Consider the following 24512-nt stretch of genomic DNA (forward strand, 5'->3'; position numbering starts at 1 on the left):
CTATAATACATTTTGGTCACACGTTGTCGATTCTCACATGCGGCGGTAACCTAGGACCCTATGAAAAACGCTCTTACCTATCCCATCTCGGGCCGCGGCCCGGCCGATCACGATGTCCGCGACCAGATCGTCGCGGCCGCCACCGAGCACTTCAGCCGGTATGGCTACGAGAAGACGACCGTGTCCGACCTCGCCAAGGCAATCGGCTTTTCCAAGGCCTATATCTACAAGTTCTTCGAGTCCAAGCAGGCGATCGGAGAAATGATCTGCGCGAACTGCCTGCGCGAAATGGAATGCGCGGTGAAGGCCGCGGTCGACGAGGCCGACCGCCCGCCGGAGAAGCTGCGCCGCATGTTCAAGGCAATCGTCGAGGCGAGCCTGCGGCTCTTTTCCGAAGACCAGAAGCTGTACGAGATCGCCGCGTCGGCCGCCACCGAGCACTGGCAGGTCACGCTCGCCTACGAAAAACGAATTCAGGAGATGCTTCAGGCAATCCTGCAGGAAGGCCGGCAAAGCGGCGACTTCGAGCGCAAGACGCCGCTCGACGAGACCGCCGCCGCTATTTACCTGGTCATGCGCCCCTATCTGAATCCGCTGATCCTGCAGCACAGCTTCGACTCTGCCGAGGAAGCGCCGGCGCAGCTGTCGAGCCTCGTTCTGCGCAGCCTCTCGCCCTGAGAAAAAGAAGTCGTTGTGACCATTGACTGATTTGGTCACTAGAACCATAATGTGAGCCATCATCATTTCGCGGATGGGACTTCCATGTTCTCGCGTCGCCTCGCCACTTCTGCCGTCGTCTGTGCGTTGCCCTTTGCGCTGGCCGCTTGCGGCGCCAAAGCCCCATCCGATCCGCGCACGGAGGCGCCGCTCGTGCGCTCCGCCATCGTCCAGAGCGCGACGCCGGCGTCGCGTTCCTTCACGGGCACCGTCGCCGCCCGGGTGCAAAGCGACCTCGGTTTTCGCGTGTCCGGCAAGGTGCTGGAGCGGCTCGTGGACGCCGGACAGAGCGTGCGGCGCGGGCAGCCGCTCATGCGCATCGACCCTGTCGATCTGAAGCTCGCCGCCCAGGCACAGCAGGAAGCGGTGAGCGCCGCCCGGGCGCGCGCCCAACAGACCGCTGAAGATGAAGCCCGCTACCGCGACCTGCGCGGCACCGGCGCGATCTCGGCGTCTGCGTACGACCAGGTCAAGGCAGCGGCGGACGCCGCCAAAGCGCAGCTCAGCGCGGCCGAAGCCCAGGCCGACGTGGCTCGCAATGCGAGCCGCTACGCGGAGCTGGTCGCCGACGGCGACGGCGTCGTCATGGAAACGCTGGCCGAGCCCGGCCAGGTCGTCAGCGCGGGGCAGCCCGTCGTGCGGCTCGCTCATGCGGGGCGCCGCGAAGCGGTCATTCAGTTGCCCGAAACACTGCGCCCCGCGGTCGGCTCGATTGCGCAAGCCACGCTCTTCGGCAAGGAAGACGTGAGCGTTACCGCCACGCTGCGGCAGCTCTCGGACACGGCGGATCGCCTGACGCGCACCTTCGAGGCGCGCTATGTGCTCGACGGGGAGCTCGCCAACGCGCCCTTGGGCACGACCGTCACAATCCGCATTCCCGATGCGAATTCCGCCGCGCAGGGCGGGTTGCAGGTGCCGATCGGCTCACTGTTCGACGCGGGCAAGGGGCCCGGCGTGTGGGTCATCAAGGGTGAACCGGCAAAGGTCGCCTGGCGGCCCGTTGCCGTCCAGCATCTCGGCGACGACGGCGCCAACATCGCCGGTGGACTTCAGCCGGGCGAGCGGGTCGTCGCGCTCGGCGCACATCTGCTGCGCGAAGGCGAGGTGGTCCGCGTCGCCGGTCAGGCCGCCGCCACTCAAGGAGCACGTCCGTGAGCGAACGCCGTTTCAACCTGTCGGCGCTCGCCGTGCGCGAGCGCTCCGTCACGCTGTTCCTGATCTGCCTGATTTCGCTGGCCGGCCTCGTTTCATTCTTCAAGCTCGGGCGCGCGGAAGACCCGGCTTTCACGGTCAAGGTGATGACCATCGTCACCGCCTGGCCCGGCGCCACCGCGCAGGAAATGCAGGACCAGGTCGCCGAGAAGATCGAAAAGCGCATGCAGGAACTGCGCTGGTACGATCGTACGGAAACCTACACGAGACCCGGCCTCGCCTTCACGACGCTGACGTTGCTCGACAGCACGCCGCCCTCCGAAGTGCAGGAGGAGTTCTACCAGGCCCGCAAGAAAGTCGGCGACGAAATAAGCAATCTTCCGCCCGGCGTGATTGGGCCCATCGTCAACGACGAATACTCGGACGTCACCTTCGCGCTCTTTGCGCTCAAGGCGAAGGGCGAGCCTCAGCGCCTCCTGGTGCGCGACGCGGAGACGCTGCGTCAGCGCCTGTTGCACGTGCCGGGTGTGAAGAAGGTGAACATCATTGGGGAGCAGGCGGAGCGGATTTATGTGCAGTTCTCGCATGACCGCCTCGCCACTCTCGGCGTGAGTCCGCAGGACGTGTTCGCCGCGCTCAATAGCCAGAATGTGCTGACGCCGGCCGGCTCGGTGGAGACGAAAGGACCCGAGGTGCTCGTTCGTGTGGACGGCGCTTTCGACAAGCTGCAGAAAATTCGCGATACGCCGGTCGTGGTGCAAGGCCGCACGCTGAAGCTCTCGGACATTGCTACCGTCACGCGCGGCTATGAAGATCCGGCAACGTTCATGATCCGCAACGGCGGCGAACCCGCGCTGCTGCTCGGCATCGTGATGCGCGACGGCTGGAACGGGCTCGATCTCGGCAAGGCGCTGGACGGCGAGGCCCGCTCGATCAACGCTGAACTGCCGCTCGGCATGAGCCTGACCAAGGTTACGGATCAGGCGGTGAACATCAACTCGGCCGTCGACGAGTTCATGGTCAAGTTCTTCGCCGCATTGCTCGTAGTCATGCTGGTGAGCTTCGTCAGCATGGGCTGGCGGGTGGGTCTCGTGGTCGCCGCGGCCGTGCCGCTGACGCTGGCGGCGGTCTTCGTCGTGATGGCCGCGACCGGCAAGAATTTCGATCGCATCACGCTCGGGTCCCTGATACTCGCGCTCGGCCTGCTGGTGGACGACGCCATCATCGCCATCGAAATGATGGTGGTGAAGATGGAAGAGGGCTACAGCCGCATGGCCGCTTCCGGCTATGCATGGAGCCATACCGCCGCGCCGATGCTGGCGGGCACGCTCGTGACCGCCGTCGGCTTCATGCCTAACGGCTTCGCGCGATCCACCGCCGGCGAATACACGAGCAACATGTTCTGGATCGTCGGCATTGCGCTGATTGCCTCGTGGGTTGTCGCCGTCGTCTTCACACCCTACCTGGGCGTCAAGCTGCTGCCCGACTTCAAAAAGGTCGAAGGCGGCCACGGTGCGATCTACGACACGCCGCGCTACAACCGGTTTCGCCAGGTGCTCGGGCGGGCGATCGGGCGCAAATGGTGGGTCGCCGGTTCCGTGGTCGGTCTTTTCGTGCTGGCCGTACTCGGCATGTCTGTCGTGAAGAAACAGTTCTTTCCGATCTCCGACCGGCCCGAAGTGCTCGTCGAGCTGCAGATGCCCTACGGCACGTCCATTGATGAGACGAGCGCCGCCACGGCAAAAGTGGAAGCGTGGCTCGCCGGGCAAAAGGAAGCGCGAATCGTCACCGCCTACATCGGCCAGGGTGCGCCGCGCTTTTATCTCGCGATGGGACCGGAACTGCCCGATCCGTCGTTCGCGAAGATCGTGGTCCGCACGGACAGTCAGCACGAACGCGACGCGTTGAAGCTGCGACTGCGCAAAGCGGTGGCAGGCGGGCTCGCCTCCGAAGCGCGGGTGCGGGTCACGCAACTCGTCTTCGGCCCGTACTCGCCGTTCCCTGTTGCCTACCGCGTCTCCGGTCCCGACCCTGACAAGCTGCGCGGCATTGCCGCTCAAGTCGAGCACGTCATGAACGCCAGTCCGATGATGCGCACAGTCAACACCGACTGGGGCACGCGTACGCCCACGCTGCACTTCACGTTGCAGCAGGACCGGCTGCAGGCGGTCGGGCTCACCTCCAGCGCGGTTGCGCAACAGCTGCAATTCCTGCTGTCCGGCGTGCCGGTCACCACCGTGCGCGAGGACATCCGCACGGTGCAGGTTATGGCGCGTTCGGCCGGCGACGTGCGGCTCGATCCGGCCAGAATCGGCGACTTCACGCTGGCCGGCGCGAATGGTCAGCGCATTCCGCTGTCTCAGGTAGGCCAGGTCGACGTGCGGATGGAGGAGCCGATCATCCGGCGTCGCGACCGCATGCCCACCATGACCGTGCGCGGCGATATTGCCGACGATCTGCAGCCGCCCGACGTGTCGGCGGCGATCACGAAGCAACTGCAGCCGATCGTCGCGAAGCTGCCCAACGGCTATCGCATCGAGCAGGCGGGCTCCATCGAAGAATCGGGCAAGGCGACGGTCGCCATGCTGCCGTTGTTTCCGATCATGCTCGCGATCACGCTGCTCATCATCATTTTGCAGGTGCGCTCCATCTCCGCCATGGTGATGGTGTTCCTGACGAGTCCATTGGGCTTGATCGGCGTGGTGCCGACGCTGATCCTGTTCCGGCAACCCTTCGGCATTAATGCGCTGGTTGGGCTGATCGCACTGTCCGGCATTCTGATGCGTAACACGCTGATTCTCATCGGGCAGATCCATCAGAACGAACAGACAGGCCTCGATCCGTTTCATGCCGTTGTCGAGGCCACCGTGCAACGTGCGCGCCCCGTGATCCTGACCGCGCTGGCGGCGATTCTCGCCTTCATCCCGCTGACGCATTCGGTGTTCTGGGGAACGCTCGCGTACACGCTGATCGGCGGCACTTTTGCGGGAACGATTCTGACGCTCGTCTTCCTGCCGGCCATGTATTCGATCTGGTTCAAGATCCGGCCCGGAAGTACGGAGAGAGGGAACGAGCGGCACAAGCACGCGCCGCCTCTGACAGAGATGCTCGAGGAGTCGCCTGCGGGGCAAAGTTGAACGACGCGCTCCTCGCGCGCAAGATAAATTGACATTGATCTGCACTCCTGCTTACTTACGCTTATCGAAGGAACTACCATGTCGAATTCCACCGTCGTCGTTGTCACCGGCGTGTCGTCGGGTATCGGGCGCGCTGCCGCCACGAAGTTTGCGAAGCGCGGATGCCGGGTGTTCGGCACCGTGCGCCGTCTTGCCCAAGCGACGCCCTTGCCCGGCGTCGAGCTGATCGAGATGGATATCCGCGACGACGCTTCCGTTCAACGCGGCATTCAAACCATCATCAACCGGGCAGGCCGTATCGACGTGCTCGTGAACAACGCGGGCATGAACATGATCGGCGCGGTCGAGGAAACCGCCGTTACCGAGGCGACATCTCTATTCGACACCAATGTGTTCGGCGTCCTCCGGACAACACAGGCTGTCCTTCCGCACATGCGAGCGCAGCGTCGCGGACGCATCGTCAATGTGAGCTCCGTGCTCGGCTTTCTGCCGGCACCGTATATGGGCATTTATTCGGCGTCCAAACATGCGGTGGAAGGCTTGTCGGAAACACTCGATCACGAAGTGCGCCAATTCGGCATCCGCGTCACGCTGGTCCAGCCGTCTTACACGCGCACGAGTCTGGACGCGAATTCGCCGCTGGCCGCCTCGACTATCGCCGACTACGATCGCGAACGCGACATTGCGGCGCGCTCCGTCGCCAACAATCTAAAGGACGCTCCCGAGCCCGACGGCGTAGCCAGCACGATCGTGGAAGCAGGCCTCGGCGCGTGGCGCATGCGCCGCACGCCGTCGGGGAAGGCTTCTTTGCTCAGCAAACTGCGCCGTTTCATGCCGGCCGGCCCGGTCGATTCCGGGGTGAGGAAGACGGTGGGGCTCGCGTGAGGTTGGTGCGAGCGCGCATTTAACTGGGCTTAACTCCCGGTTTATCGGCCATTAAGCACAACTTCGCGCCCAACTTCTATAGTGGCGGCTTGTCACCACGCGCCCGGCTCGTCATGCCGGCGGCGCGAAGAATCGCAAGGAGCCACAGATGAACCTGGAGTCGCTGAACACGCCCGCGGCCTTGATCGACGTCGAGCGCATGCAGCGCAACATCGCGCGAATGCAGCAACGCATGAACGCGCTAGGCGTCAAGTTTCGCCCGCACGTGAAGACCACGAAATGCGAGCAGGTCGTCAGAGCACAAATGGATGCAGGCGCAAGCGGCATCACGGTGTCGACACTCAAGGAAGCCGAGCAGTTCTTTGCCGGCGGCGTTCGCGACATTGTCTACGCTGTCGGCATGGCGCCGACCAAACTACCGCAGGCGCTCGCGCTGCGGCGACAAGGCTGCGATCTCAAGGTCGTCGCCGACAGCGTCGCGTGCGCGGAAGCCATCGTCGCTTTTGGCAGGGAGCATGACGAGCGATTCGAGGTGTGGATCGAGATCGACGTGGACGGCCATCGTTCGGGCATCGCGCCCGAGGACGACATGCTGCTGACTGTCGCGAAGATTCTCTCCGACGGCGGCATGCCTGCCGGCGGAGTGCTGGCGCATGCGGGTTCGAGCTACGACTACGATACCCATGACAAACTGGTTCGCATCGCCGAGCAGGAACGTGCAGGCTGCGTGCGGGCCGCCCAGCGCCTTCGCGCGGCGGGCCTGCCATGCAACGTGGTGAGCGTGGGATCGACGCCGACGGCGCTGGCTGCCGAGCATCTGCAGGGTGTGACCGAAGTTCGTGCCGGCGTCTACGTAATGTTCGATCTCGTGATGCACAACGTGGGCGTCAACGACATCTCCGAAATTGCCTTGAGCGTATTGACCACCGTGATCGGCCATCAGAGCGAAAAAGGCTGGGCCATTGTCGACGCAGGCTGGATGGCCATGAGCCGCGACCGCGGCACACAGCGCCAGAAACAGGACTTTGGCTACGGGCTCGTGTGCCTCGAGACCGGCGAGGTGCTGGGAGAGTATTTGATGAGTGGTGCTAACCAGGAGCACGGCATCATTTCGCGAGCCGGCAGCCCCGACCAGCAGATCGAGAAGCGCTTTCCCGTCGGCACGCGTCTGCGCATTCTGCCCAACCACGCCTGCGCCACGGGGGCGCAGCATCCCGCCTATCTGGCGGTGCAATCCGACGGCACCGTAGAAACGTGGCCGCGCTTCTACGGCTGGTAATAAACCCGAGCCCTGCATGCCTCGTCGGCAAATTGCAGGGCGAGGCATAGCGGCGGGGTCAATCGTCGTACCCGAGGATCGACTTCACCTCCATGTACTCCTCCATACCCTCGATCCCATACTCGCGACCATTGCCGGATTGCTTGTACCCGCCAAACGGAGCCTGCGGATCCCACGCCGGATAGTTCAGATGCACCTGGCCTGAGCGAATGCGCGCGGCCACCGCGCGCACGAGTGCCATGTCGGTGCCTTGAACATGCGCGCCGAGCCCATACACGGTGTCGTTCGCGATCGCGACGGCTTCGTCGACGCTGTCGTAAGGAAGGATCGCGAGCACCGGACCAAAGATCTCCTGCTGCGCAATCTTCATATCGGTGCGGACGTCGGTAAAAACGGTCGGGCGCGCATAGAAGCCTTTGCTGAAACCTGCCGGTCTTCCTGGACCGCCGGCGATCAGCTCTGCGCCTTCGTCGATGCCGGCTTCGATCATCTGCTGCACTCTCGCGAACTGCATGCGATTGGCGAGCGGGCCGTGCGTCGTCGCTTCGGCAAACGGATCGCCGACGATCATCTGTCCGGTTGCGGCCACGGCCAATTGATTGACTGCATCGAGCGCATTGCGCGGCACGATCAGGCGGGTCGGCGCGCTGCACGACTGGCCCATGTTCCGGAAAGCGGCCGCAACGCCAGGCGCAATAGCACGCCGCAGGTCGGCATCAGGTAGCACGATGTTGGGCGACTTGCCGCCAAGCTCCTGCGCGACGCGCTTGACAGTCGGCGCAGCCGCTTGTGCGACCAGCACGCCGGCGCGCGTGGAGCCGGTGATCGACACCATATCGACCTGCGGGTGCAACGCGAGCGACGTGCCCACTTCCGCGCCCGTTCCGCTCACCAGGTTGAATACACCGGCAGGAACGCCGGCATCGGCGATCACTTCGGCAAACAGCAGGGCACTGAGCGGCGACAGCTCGCTCGGTTTCAGAACCACGGTGCAGCCCGCTGCGAGCGCGGGACCGACCTTGGCCGTGATCTGATAGATCGGCCAGTTCCATGGCGTGATGAGCGCGCACACGCCAATGGGTTCGCGCACGATCGCGGTCGTTCCGCGCTGGGTCCGGAACGAGTAATGCCTCAGGTTGTCGCGTGCCACGCGGAGGTGTTCGGCGGCGAGCGGCACGTGCGCCGCGCGCGCATAGCTGATGGGCGCGCCCATTTCCATGGTCAGCGCCGTGGCAAATAGTTCGCTGCGCTCCAGCATCAGCGCATGAACGCGCGCGAGCACCGCGGCGCGCTCCTCCTGCGAAGTCGCGGACCAGCTTTCGAACGCGTTGCGCGCAGCCTGCACCGCCCGCTCGACATCGCGCGCGTTGCCAAGCGGAATGTCGCAGAGCGTGTTTTCCGTGGACGGGCATACGACCGCGACGCGATCCGCACCTTCCGGCGCGACCCACTCGCCGTCGATAAAGAACCGATCGAGCCTTCCCGCTTGCAGGAGGTGACGAAGAGGTGAATTCATTGCAGTGTGTCCTCGAGCCGGTGCCACTCGGCCTACACCATGAGACCCGACACGCTCTCGCCAGAAGAACTGCGGTTGCCGGATTCGTGCGATCCACTATAGAGAAAAATGTTTTTGTCTTGTTTAATATCCAATGAACCCGCAATTAAAGAGGCCTTAATGCTTCAGTTGGAAGACATGCAACTGCTGCGTGCGCTCGGCGTGTCGCAATCGCTTGCCGCAGCCGCAAGGCTTCTGAATCTCACGCCGCCTGCAGTGACGGTGCGTCTTCAGCGCATTGAAGAACGGATGGCGGTGCGCCTCGCCACGCGCGCGGCGCGAGGCATATCGCTCACTGACGAAGGCCAGCGCCTCGTTCAGGAGGCAATTGAAATCCTGGAGCGGATCGAATCCATTCCGTCGCGCGTGTCCGGCGAGTCGCACGGCGTAAGCGGCCATTTGCGCGTGGTGGCGCCGTTCGGCTTCGGCCGCGCGTATATCGCGCCGCTCGTGCGCGACCTGCGTCGCTCGCACCCTCATCTCACGATCTCGCTGATTCTGGTCGAAAGCCCTTTGGCGGCGGCATCGGGCGCCGACGTGGCGATTTCCATTGGTCAGGTCAAGGCGTCCTCGTGGATCGGGCATTTTCTGGCTCCGAACGAACGCATTCTTTGCGCGAGCCCCGCGCTTGCTCGCGGCCTCTCGAAGCTTAAGCATCCGTCGGAACTGTCGCGCTGCGAGTACCTGACCTTACGCGAAAACGACGAAGACGTGACCCGTCTGCGTTTCATTCAACTCGATGCGGCGGGCAGGCGGGTCAGCAAACCTGTCACGGTCCGGTTGAACGGCGCTTTGTCCTCGAACGACGGCACGGTGGTCCGAGACTGGGCGCTCGACGGGCTCGGCGTGGCCGCGCGGTCCGAATGGGACTGCGCGCACCTGATTGCGCGAGGCAAGCTGCGCCGCGTGTTGCCGGCATGGCATCTCGAACCGGCACCGGTCATGGCGCTCGTGCCCACGCGCCACGGTCTCACCATTCGTCAGCGTGCGTTTCTTGATGCCGCGAAGCGCGCCTTCGACCCGATTCCGTGGCGGAATTGATCTGCTGGTCGAGCAAGATGCAAAGGTTCAACGCCGGCGGCCCGATCGGCGATCAGGTAGTCGGCGCCATTCGCGCGACGGCTACCGCCTTCCGCCGACCTGGATCAGTTCGCGTTGCGCCAGGTTGCGGTACAGGGCGCGCACGCCAAAGGTCCAAGGCGCGACTTCCGTGCTGAGCCGCACGGTGTTGACGAGCGCGCCCAGCTCGGGGGCCGAGATGGTGACCACATCGCCCAGGTGATGCGTGAATCCGCCGCCGGGTGTGTCGCGATCCTTGATGGGCGAGAACATCGTCCCCAGAAAAAGCATGAAGCCGTCCGGATACTGATGATGGCGCCCCCATGTCTGCGCAACCAGATCCTGTGGATCGCGGCTGATTTCGCTCATGTGGCTCACGCCCTCGAGCACGAAATCGTCATCCGCCCCTTCCACGCGCAGGCTCACGCTGGTGTTGCGCACGTCGTCGAGACTGAATTCGTCGTCGAACAGGCGCACGAAAGGACCGATGGCGCACGACGCGTTATTGTCCTTGCACTTGCCGAGCAGCAGCGCCGAGCGCCCCTCGATGTCGCGCAGATTCACGTCGTTGCCGAGCGTTGCGCCGACGATCTCTCCGCGGCTGTTCACAGCCAGCACGATCTCCGGCTCAGGGTTGTTCCAGTTCGATGCTGCGAGCAAGCCGACGTCTGCGCCGGGACCGACGGCCGACATCGGCTGCGACTTCGAAAACACCTCCGCATCGGGGCCGATGCCGACCTCCATGTACTGCGACCACGCCCCGCGGCGCTCGAGTTCCGCCTTGAGCTTCATCGCCGCATCGGAGCCGGGCTGGATCTTCGAGAGATCAGTGCCGATGGTTGCAGCAATGGTCGCACGCACTTCCTGCGCCTTGGCCGGATCGCCTCCCGCCTGTTCCTCGATAACCCGTTCGATGAGGCTCACGGCAAACGTCACACCGCATGCCTTGATGGCCTGCAGATCGTTGGGCGCGAGCAGGCGCAGGCCGTCCGCCGATCCCGAGCGCAGCGCTGCCTCGACCAGCTTGTCCACTGGGCCGAGCGACTCGCCCGACACCGTTCGCGCGAACGCGACGAGGTCTTCCCGCTCGAACAGGTCGGCCGTCGTCGGCGCGCTTGCCGTAATGTCCAGCACCTCGCCGTTGCGCACCAGCACGACGCAGGGGCCGTGAAGTTCGCCTGAGGGTGTATGCAGTTTGCGCCACACGCGGCCGACGAGCAGCGCCTGCCCGACATCGCGCGGAAGGAAGGATGCTGCGGAAATGGCGTTCATTTGTGATGTCTCCTTGTCGGTCCGTTAGTGAGAGTGGCGCGGGTTGCCGCGCTTTTCAATGACGTTCAGGTACAGCGTAGCGGGTTCCAGGCAGCCGCCCGTGGACAGTTGCCCAACTGTCTTGCGATAAAGCTCCTGCCAGGGCGTCTGCGCCTCGGGAATCGCAAACGTGGCATGCTCGCGCCGACGCGCGAGTTCGGCTTCGTCAACCAGTACGTCGACCTTGCGGGCGTTCAGGTCGACGCGAATGCGGTCACCCGTTTGCAGCAGCGCGAGTCCACCGCCGACGGCCGCTTCCGGCGACATGTTGAGGATAGAAGGGCTCGCGGACGTGCCGCTCTGGCGTCCGTCCCCGAGCGTGGGCAGCGAGGTGATGCCCTGTCGCACCAGTTCCGCGGGCGGCGCCATATTGACGACTTCCGCGCTGCCCGGATAACCCACCGTGCCTGCTCCGCGAATGACGAGAATGCAGTTCCGGTCGATGTGAAGAGACGGGTCATTGATGCGCGCGTGGTAATCCTCGGGACCGTCGAACACGATTGCCCGCGCCTCGAACGTGTTTTCCGCGCCTGGCTCGCTCAGATAGGTTTGGCGGAACGCGTCGCCGACCACCGACATCTTCATGATGGCGCTGTCAAAGAAGTTGCCCGACAGCACGATGAATCCCGCCCCGTGCTTGAGCGGCTCCGCAGTCGACCTGATGACCTCGCGGTCAGGCTCGGCAGTGCTGCCGGCGATTGCCCCGATGATGCGGCCCGACACGGTCGCGCAATCGCGGTGCAGCAGCCCTGCCTTGTCGAGCTCGCGCAGCACGCCGGGCACGCCGCCTGCCCGGTGAAAGCTCTCGCCCAGATACTCGCCGGCAGGCATGCAGTTCACGATGAGCGGCACCCGCTCGCCCACGCGCTGCCAGTCGTCGAGGCTCAGGTCCACACCGATGTGCCGGGCAATCGCAATCAGATGCGGCGGGCAGTTGCTGGATGCGCCCAGCGCCGAGGCCACCACGATCGCGTTCTCGAACGCTTCCTTGGTCATGATGTGCGACGGTCGCACGTCGTCGCGTACCAGGTCGACAATGCGCTTGCCCGTTGCGTAAGCCATCTGGCCTCGCTCGCGATACGCCGCCGGGATGCTCGCGCAGCCGGGCAACGACATGCCCAATGCTTCCGCAAGACTGTTCATCGAGAGCGCCGTGCCCATGGTATTGCAGTGACCGATGGACGGCGACGAAGCGGTCGTCAGTTCCATGAATCCTTCGTAATCGATCTCGCCTGCCGCAAGCAGGTTGCGCGCATGCCAGATGACCGTGCCTGAACCCACGCGCTTTCCCTGATGCCAGCCGTCGAGCATGGGGCCGCCTGACAGAACGATAGCCGGCAAATCGACAGTCGCGGCGGCCATCAGGCAGGCGGGCGTCGTCTTGTCGCAGCCGGTGGTGAGCACGACCCCGTCGAGCGGAAAACCGTGCAGGATTTCCACGAGGCCGAGATAGGCCAAGTTGCGGTCGAGCGCGGCCGTCGGCCTGCGGCTCTGCTCCGCGAGCGGATGGACGGGAAACTCCATCGGAATGCCGCCCGCGTCGCGAATGCCCGCCTTGGTGCGCTCGGCGAGTTCGATGTGGTGCCGATTGCAGGGCGCGAGGTCGCTGCCCGTCTGTGCAATGCCGATAATCGGGCGGCCCGACTGCAATTCTTCACGTGTGAGCCCATAGTTCATGAAGCGCTCGACGTAGAGCGCGGTCATGTCGGCGTGCGAGGGATCGTCGAACCATTCCTGACTGCGCAGGCGGCGTGTGCTGGGTGGGGTCATACCGTACTCCTTTATGCTGGCCTGCCGAAGATCGTCAGGCGCGAGGCGTCTCTTGTGCGCTCATCTGTATGCCGGGCGCCGGCCTGCTGCGCCGGATCATCACCCGTATTGTTCGCGCCGCTGTGTTATCGGTAACATCTTTTGATATTAGCATGCGCGAACGCGCTGTGCATCTTCGAGACGGGAAGATCTAGGCGCTCTCGCGCTCCACGACGGCATAGTCGATAACCACCTTGCGTTGCGCTCGCGCGGCGTGCGTGCTTCCCGCCTGAGCGGCCAGCAGCAGCTCGCCCGTGCGCCGGCCGATGCCGTAGGCGTCGACCGACACCGTCGTGATGGTCGGATTGCTGCAGAGCGCAACTTCGAAATTACCGAAGCCCGCCACGGCGATGTCGCGCGGCACGCGAAGCCCGCGACGGTGACATTGCATGATGGCCCCGAACGCGGACATATCGCTCACACACATGACTGCGTCGGTATCGGGCCATTGCTCGAGCAGTGCATCGAGCGCGGGCGCGCCGTGCGTCATCGTGATGGGCGACTCGCCGAGACGCACCACGCGAGGCTCGCCTAGACCCTGTGCTTTCATCTCCTGGAGGTAGCCCTTGAGCCGCTCGAGGCCGCGACGGTCGAGGTCGCTCGCGCCGCACAGAAAGCCGATCTTGCGATAGCCCTTGGCGCTGAGATAGCGCACCATCTCGCGCGCCGCCCGGGCATTCGAAAAGCCGACCGCCAGATCGATCGGTTTGGCGGGAAGGTCCCACATCTCCACAACCGGTATGCGTGCGCGCTCCAGCAAGTGCCGCGTGCCGTCCGTGTGCTGCGAGCCGGTCAGCGCGATACAGCGCGGCTGGTAGCGCAACATCGAGCGCACGAGGCGCTCTTCTCTTTCGAGGCCATAGTCGGTATCGCCGAGCAGCAGTTGCAGGCCTTCCGGTTCCAGGACGGACGTGAGTCCACGCACCGTATCGGAGAAGTTCGAACTCGCGAGCGACGGCACCAGCACCGCGACGAAATCGGAACGGCCCGATGAGAGTGCGCCTGCTGCCGCATCGGCCACGTAACCCAACTGCGCGATAGCCTGCTCGACGCGTTCGCGCGTGGCCGGCGCAACACTGTGCCCTGCCAGCACGCGGGAAACGGTCATTTTGCTGACCCGCGCGATATGCGCGACGTCCGCCATGCGCGGCGGGTTGGCGGGCTGCGTTGCGCGCGCCGGCCGCGCGGTTCGCGGCGTTCGGGTGGTGGTGGCCATCGGGCTTTGGGGTACTTGTACGAGGGGCGAGCCGTTGCACAGCACGCGTCGGCTCACGGCTAATCGCCATGATAGACGCGACGCCTCATACGGCGTAGGTAGATTCCCCTAGCTTGCGTCTTCAGGGCGCACCATGCTAACTTCGTTACCGATAACATAACAACAGAGAGAAAAGCTTCGACCCGAATTGTTATCGGTAACATAGCCGGTCAATTCCTGACCCGGCGACCGGGTCGAGGCTTGCACGCGGGCAAGCGTCGAGTCGATGTGCGCGGCCCGCTCCGCTTTCGCGCTCAAGACATGCATAAAGGAGACAACCGAATGCCAACCATCGCTCAGACCGCGGGTGCGCCGGTCGCGGTCGATCATGCCGAAGAACTGCTGTACCGGAAGGTTCTGAAGCGGATCCTGCCGCTGCTTTTGCTGTGTTACGTCGTGGCCTATCTCGACCGTGTCAACGTCGGCTTTGCCAAACTGCAGATGCTCGATTCGCTGGGGCTCAGCGACGCCGTGTACGCCGTCGGCGCGAGCATCTTCTTCTGGGGCTACTTCCTCTTCGAGATGCCCAGCAACCTTCTGCTTCACCGGTACGGCGCGCGATTCTGGATCGCGCGCATCATGGTGTCGTGGGGCGTGGTCTCTTCGTCACTGGCATTTATTGCGCCGCTGGCCGCGTTCTTTCATGTGCAAACGTCCACGATGTTCTACATCCTGCGTTTTCTACTGGGCGTCTGCGAGGCGGGCTTCTTTCCCGGCATCATCCTCTATATGAACTACTGGTTTCCCGCACGGCGCCAGAGCATTGCGATGTCCGGGTTCCTGATCGCCATTCCTGTGAGCCTGACGCTCGGTGGTGTCCTGTCCGGCTGGCTCATGGAAAACACACACGGTGCGTTCGGTATGGAAGGCTGGCAGTGGATGCTGCTGGTGGAAGGCATTCCGTCGATTCTCGTCGCCTTCCTCGTGCTGTCTCGCATGGGCGACGGCATCGAGTCGGCGAAATGGCTGACAGCCTCCGAAAAGGCCCTGCTGCAAAAGAACCTCGAACAGGAGAGTTCGAAGAAGACCCACAGCATTGGCGCCGCGCTCAAGAGCCCGCGTGTGTGGCTGCTGACCTTCATCCTGCTCACGTTCAACACGGGGTTCTACGGGCTCGCGTTCTGGCTGCCGTCCATCATCAAGGCGTCCGGCGTCAAGAGCACGCTCAATATCGGCCTGCTGACGGCCATCCCGTACCTGAGCGCTGTCGTGGCGATGATCTGGAACGCACGCCATTCGCGCAAGACGGGTGAGCGGCGGCTGCATGCAGCGGTTCCGGCGTGCATCGGCGGCATCGGTCTGATTCTCAGCGCGAGCTTCGCGAACAATGTGCCGCTGTCCATTCTCTTTCTGACGATTGCGACCTGCGCGATCCTGGGTCTGATGCCGATATTCTGGACCTTTCCAGGGCAGATTCTCTCCGGGACGGCCGCGGCGGCGGGCATTGCCCTCATCAATTCCGTGGGCAACCTGTCCGGCTTCACAGGTTCGATGATCACGAGTGTTGCAAAGGACATGACGGGCAATATCAACAACGGCACTTACGCGCTGGGAGCCTGTCTGCTCGTCAGTTGCGTGTTGATCCTGTCCATCCCGAAGAGCATGCTGAACAACGACCAGCAGGCTTGATGCGGCGCCTTGCGCCTTGCACACGCACCCGAAGCTCGGTGAGCACAGCCGAGCTCGACACTCAACCTTCGAGCGACGCCCGCAACCGCGATTCGAGAAACTGCACGAATGCACGCACCTTGCTCGACTGGCGGCGATTCGGCAGATACGCGGCATACACGACCGCGTCGCCTGAATGAAGCCGCGCGTCGAAAGACTCGAAGAGTCGCATGAGGCGTCCCGCATGGATTTCCGCGGCGACCTGCCAGGCGGGCAGCAATGCGATGCCGCGTCCGGCCACCGCAGCTTCGAAGAGGATGTCCAGATTGTTCGAAAGCAGATGGCCGCGCACGTCGACGCGTTCCTCTACGCCGTCGCGCTCGAACGTCCAGTTCTGGCGCGCGCGGTAGCCGCCGCCATAGGCGAAGCGCACGCACTCGTGCCCGGCGAGGTCCGCGGGTGTCTGCGGGGTGCCGCTGCGCTGCAGGTAGTCGTGGCTCGCCACGACATAGCGCGGATTGTCCGCGAGTTTCTTCACGACCAGATTGGCGTCGCGCTCCGCAAAGCCGATGCGGATGGCGACGTCGATCCGGTCAACCGCGAGATCGACAAACTGGTCGCCCACCGCGACGTCGAGCACCACGCGCGGATGCTCGGCAAGAAAGGCCGCCAGATGCGGCGCGAGGCATAACCGGCTGTAGGTGGACGGCACCGAAACGCGCAGCGAGCCGACGGGCGCCGCGCCGCTGTCAAATACGCTCTCGTCGGCCTCGGCCAGATCGTCGAGGACTTTCGACACCTGTTCGACGTACGCAAGGCCGGCGTCGGTCAGGCTGACCTTGCGCGGCGTGCGGGTCAACAGCGCCGCGCCAAGCGACGCCTCCAGCGAATCCATCAGGCGAGTCACCGAAGAGGTCGCCACGCCGAGGCGTCGTGCGGCCTTCGAAAAGCCGCCGGCATCGGCGACTTCCAGCAAGGTTTTGACGGCGAGGAATTTGTCCATGTGTGACCGCATGGGGAGTTTCGTTGCAAAAAACGCAACGTTAGCTTGCATTCTATTCGTATTCTCCCGCGCAAACGCAACGCTTAAGCTTCGATGCAGGGCTTGACGCGTTCAGGCACGTAACAGGCCTCGCGTCCCCCCGGTCGCACGGACCCCTCGTTTTCGGCGTCTTCACTTTACGGAGTTGTCATGTCAACCCAGCTAACCACCGCGACTAGCGCCGGCAGTCCCGTCAAACTGACGCACGGTCTCATCGCGCTCTTTGCGTTCTGCTGCGGCGCCATCGTCGCCAATCTCTATTACGCGCAGCCCATTACCGAACTGATCGCACCGGACGTTCACCTGTCCGGCGGCATGGCGAGCGTGATCGTCTCGCTCACGCAAATCGGCTATGCCTTCGGGCTGTTTTTTCTCGTGCCGCTCGGCGACCTGCTGGAAAACCGCAAGCTGATGATCGCTACGGCGCTCGTGTCGATCGCGAGTCTGGCCGCCGCGGCCTTCGCGCATCAGCCCAGCGCGTTTCTCGTCATCTCGCTGCTGGTCGGATTCAGCTCGGTCGCCGTGCAGATTCTGATTCCGCTCGCCGCGCATCTCGCGCCCGACGAATCGCGCGGCAAGGTGGTCGGCACGATCATGAGCGGTCTGCTGCTCGGCATTCTGCTGTCGCGTCCGATCTCGAGCGTGGTCGCCGGACACTTCGGCTGGCGCGCGGTGTTCGGTTCCGCCGCCGTGCTGATGGCGCTTGTGACGACCGTGCTCGCGCTGACCATTCCGCGCCGCCAGCCCGCGCACCAGGCCACGTACTTTGAACTGTTCGGCTCGCTCGGCCACCTCGTGCGCACGATGCCGGTATTGCGCCATCGTTCGTTGTACCAGGCACTGATGTTCGCCTCGTTCAGCCTGTTCTGGACCGCGATTCCCGTCGAACTGACGCGCCACTTCGGTCTCACGCAGACGCAGATCGGCATCTTCGCGCTGGTCGGCGCAATCGGTGCAACCTCGGCTCCCCTGGCGGGCCGCCTCGCCGATGCCGGCCACACGATGCGCGCAACGCTGATCGCGCTGGTGGTGGGCGCCCTCGCGTATGCACCCGCGTTGATCCATCCGGCGTGGGGCGTGGCGGGTCTCGTCGCGAGCGGCATCGTGCTCGACTTCGCCGTGCAGATGAACATGGTGCTGGGCCAGCGCGAGATCTACGCACTGCATGCGGCGAGCCGCAACCGGCTGAACGCGCTGTACATGACCAGCATCTTCGTGGGCGGCGCGCTGGGCTCGGCGCTCGCGAGTCCGCTCTATGAACACGGCGGCTGGCCGCTCGTGGCTGCGGTCGCCACGGCCTTTCCGCTGATCGCGCTGGCGCACTACCTGATGATCGGCCGCCCGCACGCCGCGCGCCACGCCTGATGTCGCGGCGCGGTTGCAAAGGGGCGGGGCGGCGTCTGAGGGTCCGGTCGTAAGTCGTTGAATCGAAATGGTCGTCGCAGAAGGCGTGCTCAGACGCAAAGTCCGTCGCGACGCCACGAAACCGCGATTCAGCAATGCGGCCGCGTAATAAGGCCTGTCTTGCGAACTTTGCGATGCCGGGAACGGGCACGTCGATGCCCCGCTTCGGAAGTTTTTCTGACATTCACTGCTAGCCGCAAACAGCTACCCGGCAATCAAACTGGACTCGCACTCGCCCTCTATGACAACTTACGTCGAATCCACAGAACTCCGGGTAAAGGACTTCGCACGAGCGCAATCGTAGGAAAGCGAACGTAAACAATGTATCCGCACCCGAAACACCCTCACCCACCACCGCCGACAGTTTTGATGCTCTTCCATTGCCCCTGCTGCACTTCGAAGAGCGTATAAGGCGGCTTGATCAGATCGCCGTACGGATCGAACGTGATCTTGCCCGTCACGCCTGGGATCGACACTTTCGCGAGGCTGTCGACGATCCTCTGCCGGTCGAGCGAATTCGCGTCATGAATCGCCTTCAGCATCGCGAGCGCCGCGTCGTAAGCGAACGGTGCATACAGTTCGACGTCCTGGTTGAAGCGCACCTTATAACGCCTGCCGAAGTCTTGCGCGGCAGGCAATTTGTCGAGCGCGGGGCCGGGTTCGAGATCCTGCGTGCGTTCGCCCGATGGCCCCGCGATCTGCAGGAACGCATTGCTCTTTAGCGCGCCTGCGCCGAACAGTTGCGTCGCCATGCCGAGCGAGCGCATCTGCTTGACGAGCATTGCGCCCTGTTCATCAAGACCGCCGAAGAAAATCACGTCGACGTTCTTTGCCTTCAACGAAGTGAGAATCGCGCGGAAATCGACGGCCTTGTCGTTCGTGAATTCGCGATCGACGATATTGCCGTTCGCCTCTTTCACGCCCTTCTCGAAGGCATCGGCAAGACCCTGCCCGAACGCCGTGCGGTCATCGATGATGCCGATCCGCTTCGCCTTGATCTGCTCGACGACGAAATGTCCCGCCACCACGCCGCCGACGCCGTCATGCCCCATCGTGCGGAATACGTTCTTGTAGCCCTGCTTCGTCAGTTGCGGATTGGTTGAGCCGGGCGTGATCATCGCGACGTTGGCGTTGTGATAGACCGTCGATGCCGGAATGCTGCATCCGGAGTTGTAATGGCCGATCACACCGACCACGCCGTCGTCGACGAGCTTTTGCGCAACCTGAATCGCCACGCGCGGATCGGCCTGATCGTCCTGCACATCCAGCACGAATTTCACGGGCTTGCCCGCAACCGTTGGATGCTTCGCGTTCTCTTCGTCAATGGCGAGCTGCGCGCCGTATTGCAGGTCCTTGCCGACGCGCGCGACGGGGCCCGTCAGCGGACCGACGAAGCCGATCTTTACCACCTGCGGATCGTCGGCAAAGGCAGACGTTGCGGCGAACGATGCGTGCGCTGCCACAGCGCAAGCGGCCAGCCTGATGATGCATGTACGTCGATTCATGATGCGCTCCTGTCGATTGAAATTGTCAAAATCGCGTCGGTGCATAACGCGACAGATCCAGCAACGCGCCCGTTGACGAATCGCGCCGCGCGACCAGATCCGCGACGATGCACCCAGTCACGCCCGCCAGCGTCAGACCGAGATGCTGGTGGCCGAATGCATAAATCACACGCTCATTACCGCTTGCACGGCCCAGCACGGGCACGCCATCGGGCAGCGTGGGGCGGAAGCCCAACCACGTGCTGTCGGGCTGTTGCAGGTCTGGTAAAGCGCGCTTCGATGAAAACGTCAGCAGATCGAGCAGTGAGCGGTTGCGTGTTTCGGTAAAGCCGCCCAGTTCGACCGTGCCCGCGACGCGAATGCCGTCTTCCATCGGCGTCATGTAGAAGCCGCGTTCGGCCCAGCCGCAAGGCCGCGAAATCAGTTGCGACGCGCCGCGATAACGCACGTGATAACCGCGTTCGGTATCGAGCGGCACGTGGTCGCCGCATTGCTCCGCCAGCTTCGCGGAGCGCGCGCCCGTTGCGATCACCACATGATCGAAATGGCGCGACATGCCGTCGTCGGTTGTCAATGCAACACCGTCCGGTGCGGACGAAATCCCGTTCACGCTCTTGCGTTCGAGCTTGAGTCCGCGCGCCGCCAGCGTATCGTGCAGCGTCCGCAGATAAGCCTGCGGGTCCGAGAAATGCCAGCTATTGCTGAACAGCACGGCGCGCTCGAAGATCGGTGCAAGCGACGGTTCCAGTTCGCGCACATCCTCGCCACGCAGTACTTCGAACGACACGCCGAGCTGCTTGCGCAAGTCCAGCGAAGCACGCGACGCGTCGAACGATGCGCCGCTCGAATACAGATAAAGACATTCGCGCGGCCGCACGAACTTCGCCAGCGCAGGCTCTTCCAGCAGAGGCGCGTAGCCCGCCTGAGCCTGCGCGAGCAGCGCGGCGAGCGCGCCCGCGCTCGCTTCGTAACGACGCTGCGTCGAACTCAGCATGAAGCGCGCGAGCCATGGCAGCAGATGCGGCAGATAACCCCAGCGCATGCGGAACGGGCTCGTATTCGACAGCAGAAAACGCGGCAGATCGCGGAACACCGACGGGTTGTTGACGGGGATGCAGCCATACGGCGCGAACGTGCCCGCGTTGCCGAACGACGCGCCTTGCGCGACGCCCGACGGATCGAACAGCGTCACGCGATGTCCGTCGCGCATCAGCCAGCCGGCGCTCGCAAGCCCGATGAAACCCGCGCCGACAATGCCCACGTCCGCCATTTACCGGTCTCCCTGCATCGCGTGTCTTTCGATCGACGCGAGATACCCTGTGCGCGTGCCTTCATCTGCATGACGGCGCCGTGCTGCCAGCAGCCACGCAGCAGACGCGACCGCGAGACTCGCGATGCTCGCCATCAGTTGCGGACGCAATCCCGCATCGGTGCCCATCGCGATCAGCACGCCGACGATCGCGGCAACGACCGCATACGACAGCCACGGGAACAGCCACATCGGCAGCTCGGGCAGCACGCCCTTGCGTTCGAGCCGGCGGCGAATGCGGATCTGCGCAAGCGCCGTCGCGAGGTAGACGAACAGCATCACCGCGCCCGATGCATTCACGAGGAACAGGAACACGCCCTGCGGCGAAACGATCGCGGCGATGATCGCGACATAGCCGACCACGCTGCTCAGCAGCACGGCGAGACGCGGCACACGCGACCGCGTGAGGCGCAGCAGCGCGCGCGGCGCATCGCCACGGCCCGCGAGACGGAACAGAATCCGCGACGACACATACAGGCCCGAGTTCAGCGCGGACAGCACAGCAACCAGCACGATCGCGTTCATGATGTCGGCGGCGCCCGGCACGCGCATCGTTTCGAGCGCGGAGACGAACGGCGAATGACCCGTGACGATGCTCGTCCACGGCACGATGCAGGCGATCAGGAACATGGAGCCGACGTAGAACGTGATGACACGCAGGATCACCGAGCGTGTCATCGCGGCGACGCTCTTTGCAGGGTTATCCGATTCGGCGGCGGCGATGGTCGCGATTTCCGCGCCGCCGACCGCGAAGATCACCGTCGGCACGGCCGCGAACACCGACATCGTGCCGAACGGCAAGAAACCCTTCGACGCCGTGAGATTGCTCCACGCGCTGTGCGTATGACCGAAGCCGAACACCCAGGCCGCGCCGATCGCGATGAACACGATGATGGCCGCGACCTTGATCGACGCGAACCAGAACTCGAACTCGCCGTATGACTTCACCGACATCAAGTTGATGAAGGTCATCACCGACAGCAGCACGAGGCCGATCATCCACACGGGCGCGGGTATCCAGCGTTGCAGGATGGCCGCGCCCGCGACCGCTTCGACGGCCACGACGATCACCCAGAAGTACCAGTAGAGCCAGCCGCTCGTGAAGCCCGCCCAGTCGCCGAGACCGATGCGCGCGTATTCCGTGAACGATCCGATGCCCGGCACGGCGAGCGCCATTTCGCCGAGCATGCGCATCACCATCAGCACGACGATGCCCGCCACCAGATACGACAGGCATGCAGCCGGCCCGACCGTGTTCAACGTCGCGCTGCTGCCGACAAAAAGCCCGGCGCCGATGATGCCGCCCAGCGAAATCATCGTGACGTGGCGTTGACGCAAGGCGACGCCGAGGCGCGGCGTCGAGCCTTCATTTGCGCTGTCCTGCGGCCGTTCCTGCGCGTGCGTCTGTCTCATGCTTCCAGCCATACGAAATCTCCTTCCAGCTCGTTCCTGAATTCAAAATCCACACAAAACCTGATTCAAAGAATCACACAACAATTTTTTGTGTGCAATTAAAAACCATGTTGTGTGGTCCAGGATTTTCCCTGGCGTAGCCGGGCGTGGTCCTTGCCGGCCTTGAAAGACGTGGCAAAGACGTGGCGCATACGCATAACTGGTATAAAATCCGGCGAACTGGCACAAACAGGCACACAAAACCTGTTTTGTATGGAGACAGGCAAGACAATGGCTTCCGGCAGACCTAAAACAGCGCGCAGCAACGGCACTTCGGCGGAAATCGACCAGACAAACGGCGATCCCGTCCAGACAAAACGCCCGACCTATATCGAGGTATCGGCGTCGATCGAAGACGAGATTCGCGGGGGCGTCTATCCGCCCGGCAGCCGCCTGCCGCCGCAACGGCAGCTCGCGACCGAGCTCGGCATCAACGTGTCGACGGTGTCGCGTGCATATAAGGAGTTGCAGTTGCGCGGTCTCGTGATCGGCAGCAAGCGGCGCGGCTCGCTCGTCACGGGTGGCGCGATGCCGCGCGTGGAAGCGTCCGTTGCGCCCAATGCGGCGCCGGGCGGTGTCATCGATCTAACTGTCAACCGGCCGGCGACGGGGGAGTTTCTGTCGTGCCTCGCGACGACGCTCGCAGAATTGCCGCGCGATCCGCGCTACGCAGCGCTTCAGGAATATCAGCCGCCGCAAGGGCCCGACTGGGCGCGCGCGGCGGGCGCGCGCTGGATGGCGGCGCCCGGCTTCGCGCCCGCGCCCGAGCATGTCGTCGTGACGAGCGGCGCGCAGCACGGTTTGTATGCCGTGCTCAACAGCCTGATCGGCACGGATGGCGTGATCGTTGCCGACCGGCTCACGTATTACGGGCTGAAGGCGCTCGCGCCCGTGTTCCAGTTCGAGATCGTCAGTGTGCCGAGCGACCGCGACGGTCTGATCACCGATGAAGTCGAACGCATCTGCAGCCGCGTGCCCGTAAAGGCGATCTTCACGGTGCCGAATCTGCAGAATCCGACCGTCACGACGATGAGTCTCGAACGGCGCGTCGCGCTCGTCGATATCGCGCGGCGCTATGGCGCGGCGATCATCGAAGACGACGTGTACGGTCCGCTCGTGTCGCAACGTCTGCCGACGATCGCGAGTCTGTGTCCGGAGCTGACGTTTCATATCGCCGCCACCTCGAAGATTCTCGCGCCCGGCTTGCGTCTGGGCTATCTGCTGAGTCCGGCCGAACGTTCCGCGCTCGCGGCCGAGGCAGTGCGCACCACGGCATGGATGCCCGCGCCGATGTCGATGCTGATCGCGACGATGTGGATCGAGGACGGCACCGCGCGCCGCATCATGGATGCGCAGCTTGCAGAGATTCGCGTGCGCCACGATCTGGCGCGGCAAATCCTGCCGCAGGAATGGCTCGACGCCGATCCTGCCTGCATGTTCGTGTGGTTGCGTTTGCCGCCGCCGTGGCGCGCCGATGATTTCGCGGCGAATGCGAAAGCGCGCGGCGTGGTCGTAATGCCTTCGTCGGCGTTTGCGGTGGATCGTGCCGAAGTCGAGCACGGCGTGCGGATCAACCTCGCGTGCGCGTCGTCACGCGAGCAACTGGTGAGCGCGTTGCAGACGCTCGCGCAAGCATTGCGCGACCGGCCGCGAGCGTTGTTTGGAACGATATAGAGAACAGTTGCACACCAGTTTCTTGCAATTGGAAGAGCAGCTGGGTGTCCGTCTCTTTCATCGGACCACTCGCAAGCTGAGCCTGACGGAGGAAGGTCAACGGCTTCTCGACAACGTGAAGCCAGCGCTCGAGGTTCTGTCGTCCTACCCGGACGAAGCCAAGCGATTCATAGCAGGCATCTAGTCTGGTGTTCGTCGCGTCCCATCCAAGCTGAACACAACGTCGGTTCAGCATGCCGACCTGGCTAGCGCACCAATCCAGGACGAAGCTGCCAGGCCCACGGCCGTGGAAGCGCTTTTTGTCGTCAAACCTTTCCCAATGTCATCGGGGCTTCACTTAGCTCGCCCAAGATCTGCCC

The 24512-nt window shown here is 63.7% G+C and carries 17 protein-coding genes and 1 pseudogene; 10 read left to right on the forward strand and 8 right to left on the reverse strand.

Annotated elements, in window-relative coordinates; all coding sequences use genetic code 11:
• Positions 1-60 precede the first annotated feature (60 nt).
• The 5 genes from HV711_RS03480 to HV711_RS03500 all read left to right on the forward strand — a co-directional run bounded on the left by HV711_RS03480 (position 61) and on the right by HV711_RS03500 (position 7170).
• Positions 61-678, forward strand: a complete 618-nt coding sequence (locus HV711_RS03480) for a TetR/AcrR family transcriptional regulator (protein ID WP_013591136.1) — start codon at positions 61-63, stop codon at positions 676-678.
• Between the two features lie 84 nt (positions 679-762).
• On the forward strand, positions 763-1872 hold the full coding sequence (locus HV711_RS03485) for an efflux RND transporter periplasmic adaptor subunit (RefSeq protein WP_175144998.1): 1110 nt from the start codon (positions 763-765) through the stop codon (positions 1870-1872).
• Positions 1869-5006 carry an efflux RND transporter permease subunit gene (locus tag HV711_RS03490; RefSeq protein ID WP_035477638.1) on the forward strand — a complete coding sequence of 1046 codons (3138 nt, stop codon included), beginning with the start codon at positions 1869-1871 and terminating at the stop codon, positions 5004-5006. Before HV711_RS03485 ends, HV711_RS03490 begins: the two co-directional genes overlap by 4 nt.
• Before the next feature lie 78 nt (positions 5007-5084).
• A complete protein-coding gene (locus HV711_RS03495; protein ID WP_035477637.1) occupies positions 5085-5891 on the forward strand; it encodes an oxidoreductase in 807 nt (268 codons plus the stop codon).
• Between the two features lie 148 nt (positions 5892-6039).
• Positions 6040-7170: a DSD1 family PLP-dependent enzyme gene (locus tag HV711_RS03500; protein ID WP_035477634.1), complete on the forward strand. Its 1131-nt coding sequence runs from the start codon at positions 6040-6042 to the stop codon at positions 7168-7170.
• A gap of 58 nt (positions 7171-7228) precedes the next feature.
• Here HV711_RS03500 and HV711_RS03505 read toward each other — a convergent pair whose 3' ends face one another.
• Entirely contained in the window at positions 7229-8686 is a 1458-nt protein-coding gene (locus HV711_RS03505; RefSeq protein ID WP_035477632.1) for an aldehyde dehydrogenase family protein, read from the reverse strand.
• Positions 8687-8845: 159 nt separating this feature from the next.
• On the opposite strand from HV711_RS03505, the gene HV711_RS03510 reads away from it, so the two are divergent.
• Positions 8846-9766: a LysR substrate-binding domain-containing protein gene (locus tag HV711_RS03510; RefSeq protein ID WP_028361216.1), complete on the forward strand. Its 921-nt coding sequence runs from the start codon at positions 8846-8848 to the stop codon at positions 9764-9766.
• An 81-nt stretch (positions 9767-9847) separates the two neighbouring features.
• Here the strand turns inward: HV711_RS03510 and HV711_RS03515 are convergent, their stop codons facing one another.
• From HV711_RS03515 to HV711_RS03525, 3 genes are all read right to left on the reverse strand, one after another.
• Positions 9848-11056 carry a fumarylacetoacetate hydrolase family protein gene (locus HV711_RS03515; RefSeq protein WP_035477630.1) on the reverse strand — a complete coding sequence of 403 codons (1209 nt, stop codon included), beginning with the start codon at positions 11054-11056 and terminating at the stop codon, positions 9848-9850.
• Positions 11057-11080: 24 nt separating this feature from the next.
• The gene (locus tag HV711_RS03520) at positions 11081-12865 is read right to left on the reverse strand and encodes an IlvD/Edd family dehydratase (protein ID WP_035477628.1); all 1785 of its coding nucleotides are present in this window, start codon (positions 12863-12865) and stop codon (positions 11081-11083) included.
• Between the two features lie 190 nt (positions 12866-13055).
• Complete coding sequence (locus HV711_RS03525) at positions 13056-14120, reverse strand: LacI family DNA-binding transcriptional regulator (protein ID WP_014972553.1); 1065 nt, start codon at positions 14118-14120, stop codon at positions 13056-13058.
• 321 nt (positions 14121-14441) lie between these two features.
• Between HV711_RS03525 and HV711_RS03530 the strand changes: the two genes are divergently transcribed.
• Positions 14442-15788 carry an MFS transporter gene (locus HV711_RS03530; protein WP_013591146.1) on the forward strand — a complete coding sequence of 449 codons (1347 nt, stop codon included), beginning with the start codon at positions 14442-14444 and terminating at the stop codon, positions 15786-15788.
• A gap of 61 nt (positions 15789-15849) precedes the next feature.
• Here HV711_RS03530 and HV711_RS03535 read toward each other — a convergent pair whose 3' ends face one another.
• A complete protein-coding gene (locus HV711_RS03535; protein ID WP_082201384.1) occupies positions 15850-16770 on the reverse strand; it encodes a LysR family transcriptional regulator in 921 nt (306 codons plus the stop codon).
• A gap of 189 nt (positions 16771-16959) precedes the next feature.
• Here HV711_RS03535 and HV711_RS03540 point away from each other — a divergent pair, with 189 nt between their 5' ends.
• The gene (locus HV711_RS03540) at positions 16960-18174 is read left to right on the forward strand and encodes an MFS transporter (protein WP_035477625.1); all 1215 of its coding nucleotides are present in this window, start codon (positions 16960-16962) and stop codon (positions 18172-18174) included.
• A 383-nt stretch (positions 18175-18557) separates the two neighbouring features.
• Here HV711_RS03540 and HV711_RS03545 read toward each other — a convergent pair whose 3' ends face one another.
• The 3 genes from HV711_RS03545 to HV711_RS03555 are packed head-to-tail and all read right to left on the reverse strand — an operon-like array spanning position 18558 to position 22452.
• On the reverse strand, positions 18558-19718 hold the full coding sequence (locus HV711_RS03545; protein ID WP_028361221.1) for a branched-chain amino acid ABC transporter substrate-binding protein: 1161 nt from the start codon (positions 19716-19718) through the stop codon (positions 18558-18560).
• Positions 19719-19743: 25 nt separating this feature from the next.
• Complete coding sequence (locus HV711_RS03550) at positions 19744-20988, reverse strand: NAD(P)/FAD-dependent oxidoreductase (RefSeq protein ID WP_035477623.1); 1245 nt, start codon at positions 20986-20988, stop codon at positions 19744-19746.
• Positions 20989-22452, reverse strand: a complete 1464-nt coding sequence (locus HV711_RS03555; protein WP_035477622.1) for an amino acid permease — start codon at positions 22450-22452, stop codon at positions 20989-20991.
• A gap of 258 nt (positions 22453-22710) precedes the next feature.
• On the opposite strand from HV711_RS03555, the gene HV711_RS03560 reads away from it, so the two are divergent.
• Complete coding sequence (locus HV711_RS03560) at positions 22711-24153, forward strand: aminotransferase-like domain-containing protein (protein WP_035477620.1); 1443 nt, start codon at positions 22711-22713, stop codon at positions 24151-24153.
• 22 nt (positions 24154-24175) lie between these two features.
• Positions 24176-24319: pseudogene (locus tag HV711_RS03565) on the forward strand (LysR family transcriptional regulator); the annotation flags it as partial.
• Positions 24320-24512 lie beyond the last annotated feature (193 nt).

The sequence above is a fragment of the Paraburkholderia phenoliruptrix genome, assembly GCF_902859825.1.
GTDB lineage: Bacteria > Pseudomonadota > Gammaproteobacteria > Burkholderiales > Burkholderiaceae > Paraburkholderia > Paraburkholderia phenoliruptrix.

Bases quoted from the DNA above. Each gene is read 5' to 3' on its own strand.
- HV711_RS03480 (WP_013591136.1), top strand. From the start codon at position 61: ATGAAAAACGCTCTTACCTATCCCATCTCGGGCCGCGGCCCGGCCGAT.
- HV711_RS03485 (WP_175144998.1), top strand. From the start codon at position 763: ATGTTCTCGCGTCGCCTCGCCACTTCTGCCGTCGTCTGTGCGTTGCCC.
- HV711_RS03495 (WP_035477637.1), top strand. From the start codon at position 5,085: ATGTCGAATTCCACCGTCGTCGTTGTCACCGGCGTGTCGTCGGGTATC.
- HV711_RS03500 (WP_035477634.1), top strand. From the start codon at position 6,040: ATGAACCTGGAGTCGCTGAACACGCCCGCGGCCTTGATCGACGTCGAG.
- HV711_RS03505 (WP_035477632.1), bottom strand. From the start codon at position 8,686: ATGAATTCACCTCTTCGTCACCTCCTGCAAGCGGGAAGGCTCGATCGG.
- HV711_RS03510 (WP_028361216.1), top strand. From the start codon at position 8,846: ATGCTTCAGTTGGAAGACATGCAACTGCTGCGTGCGCTCGGCGTGTCG.
- HV711_RS03515 (WP_035477630.1), bottom strand. From the start codon at position 11,056: ATGAACGCCATTTCCGCAGCATCCTTCCTTCCGCGCGATGTCGGGCAG.
- HV711_RS03520 (WP_035477628.1), bottom strand. From the start codon at position 12,865: ATGACCCCACCCAGCACACGCCGCCTGCGCAGTCAGGAATGGTTCGAC.
- HV711_RS03525 (WP_014972553.1), bottom strand. From the start codon at position 14,120: ATGGCCACCACCACCCGAACGCCGCGAACCGCGCGGCCGGCGCGCGCA.
- HV711_RS03530 (WP_013591146.1), top strand. From the start codon at position 14,442: ATGCCAACCATCGCTCAGACCGCGGGTGCGCCGGTCGCGGTCGATCAT.
- HV711_RS03535 (WP_082201384.1), bottom strand. From the start codon at position 16,770: ATGGACAAATTCCTCGCCGTCAAAACCTTGCTGGAAGTCGCCGATGCC.
- HV711_RS03540 (WP_035477625.1), top strand. From the start codon at position 16,960: ATGTCAACCCAGCTAACCACCGCGACTAGCGCCGGCAGTCCCGTCAAA.
- HV711_RS03545 (WP_028361221.1), bottom strand. From the start codon at position 19,718: ATGAATCGACGTACATGCATCATCAGGCTGGCCGCTTGCGCTGTGGCA.
- HV711_RS03550 (WP_035477623.1), bottom strand. From the start codon at position 20,988: ATGGCGGACGTGGGCATTGTCGGCGCGGGTTTCATCGGGCTTGCGAGC.
- HV711_RS03555 (WP_035477622.1), bottom strand. From the start codon at position 22,452: ATGGCTGGAAGCATGAGACAGACGCACGCGCAGGAACGGCCGCAGGAC.
- HV711_RS03560 (WP_035477620.1), top strand. From the start codon at position 22,711: ATGGCTTCCGGCAGACCTAAAACAGCGCGCAGCAACGGCACTTCGGCG.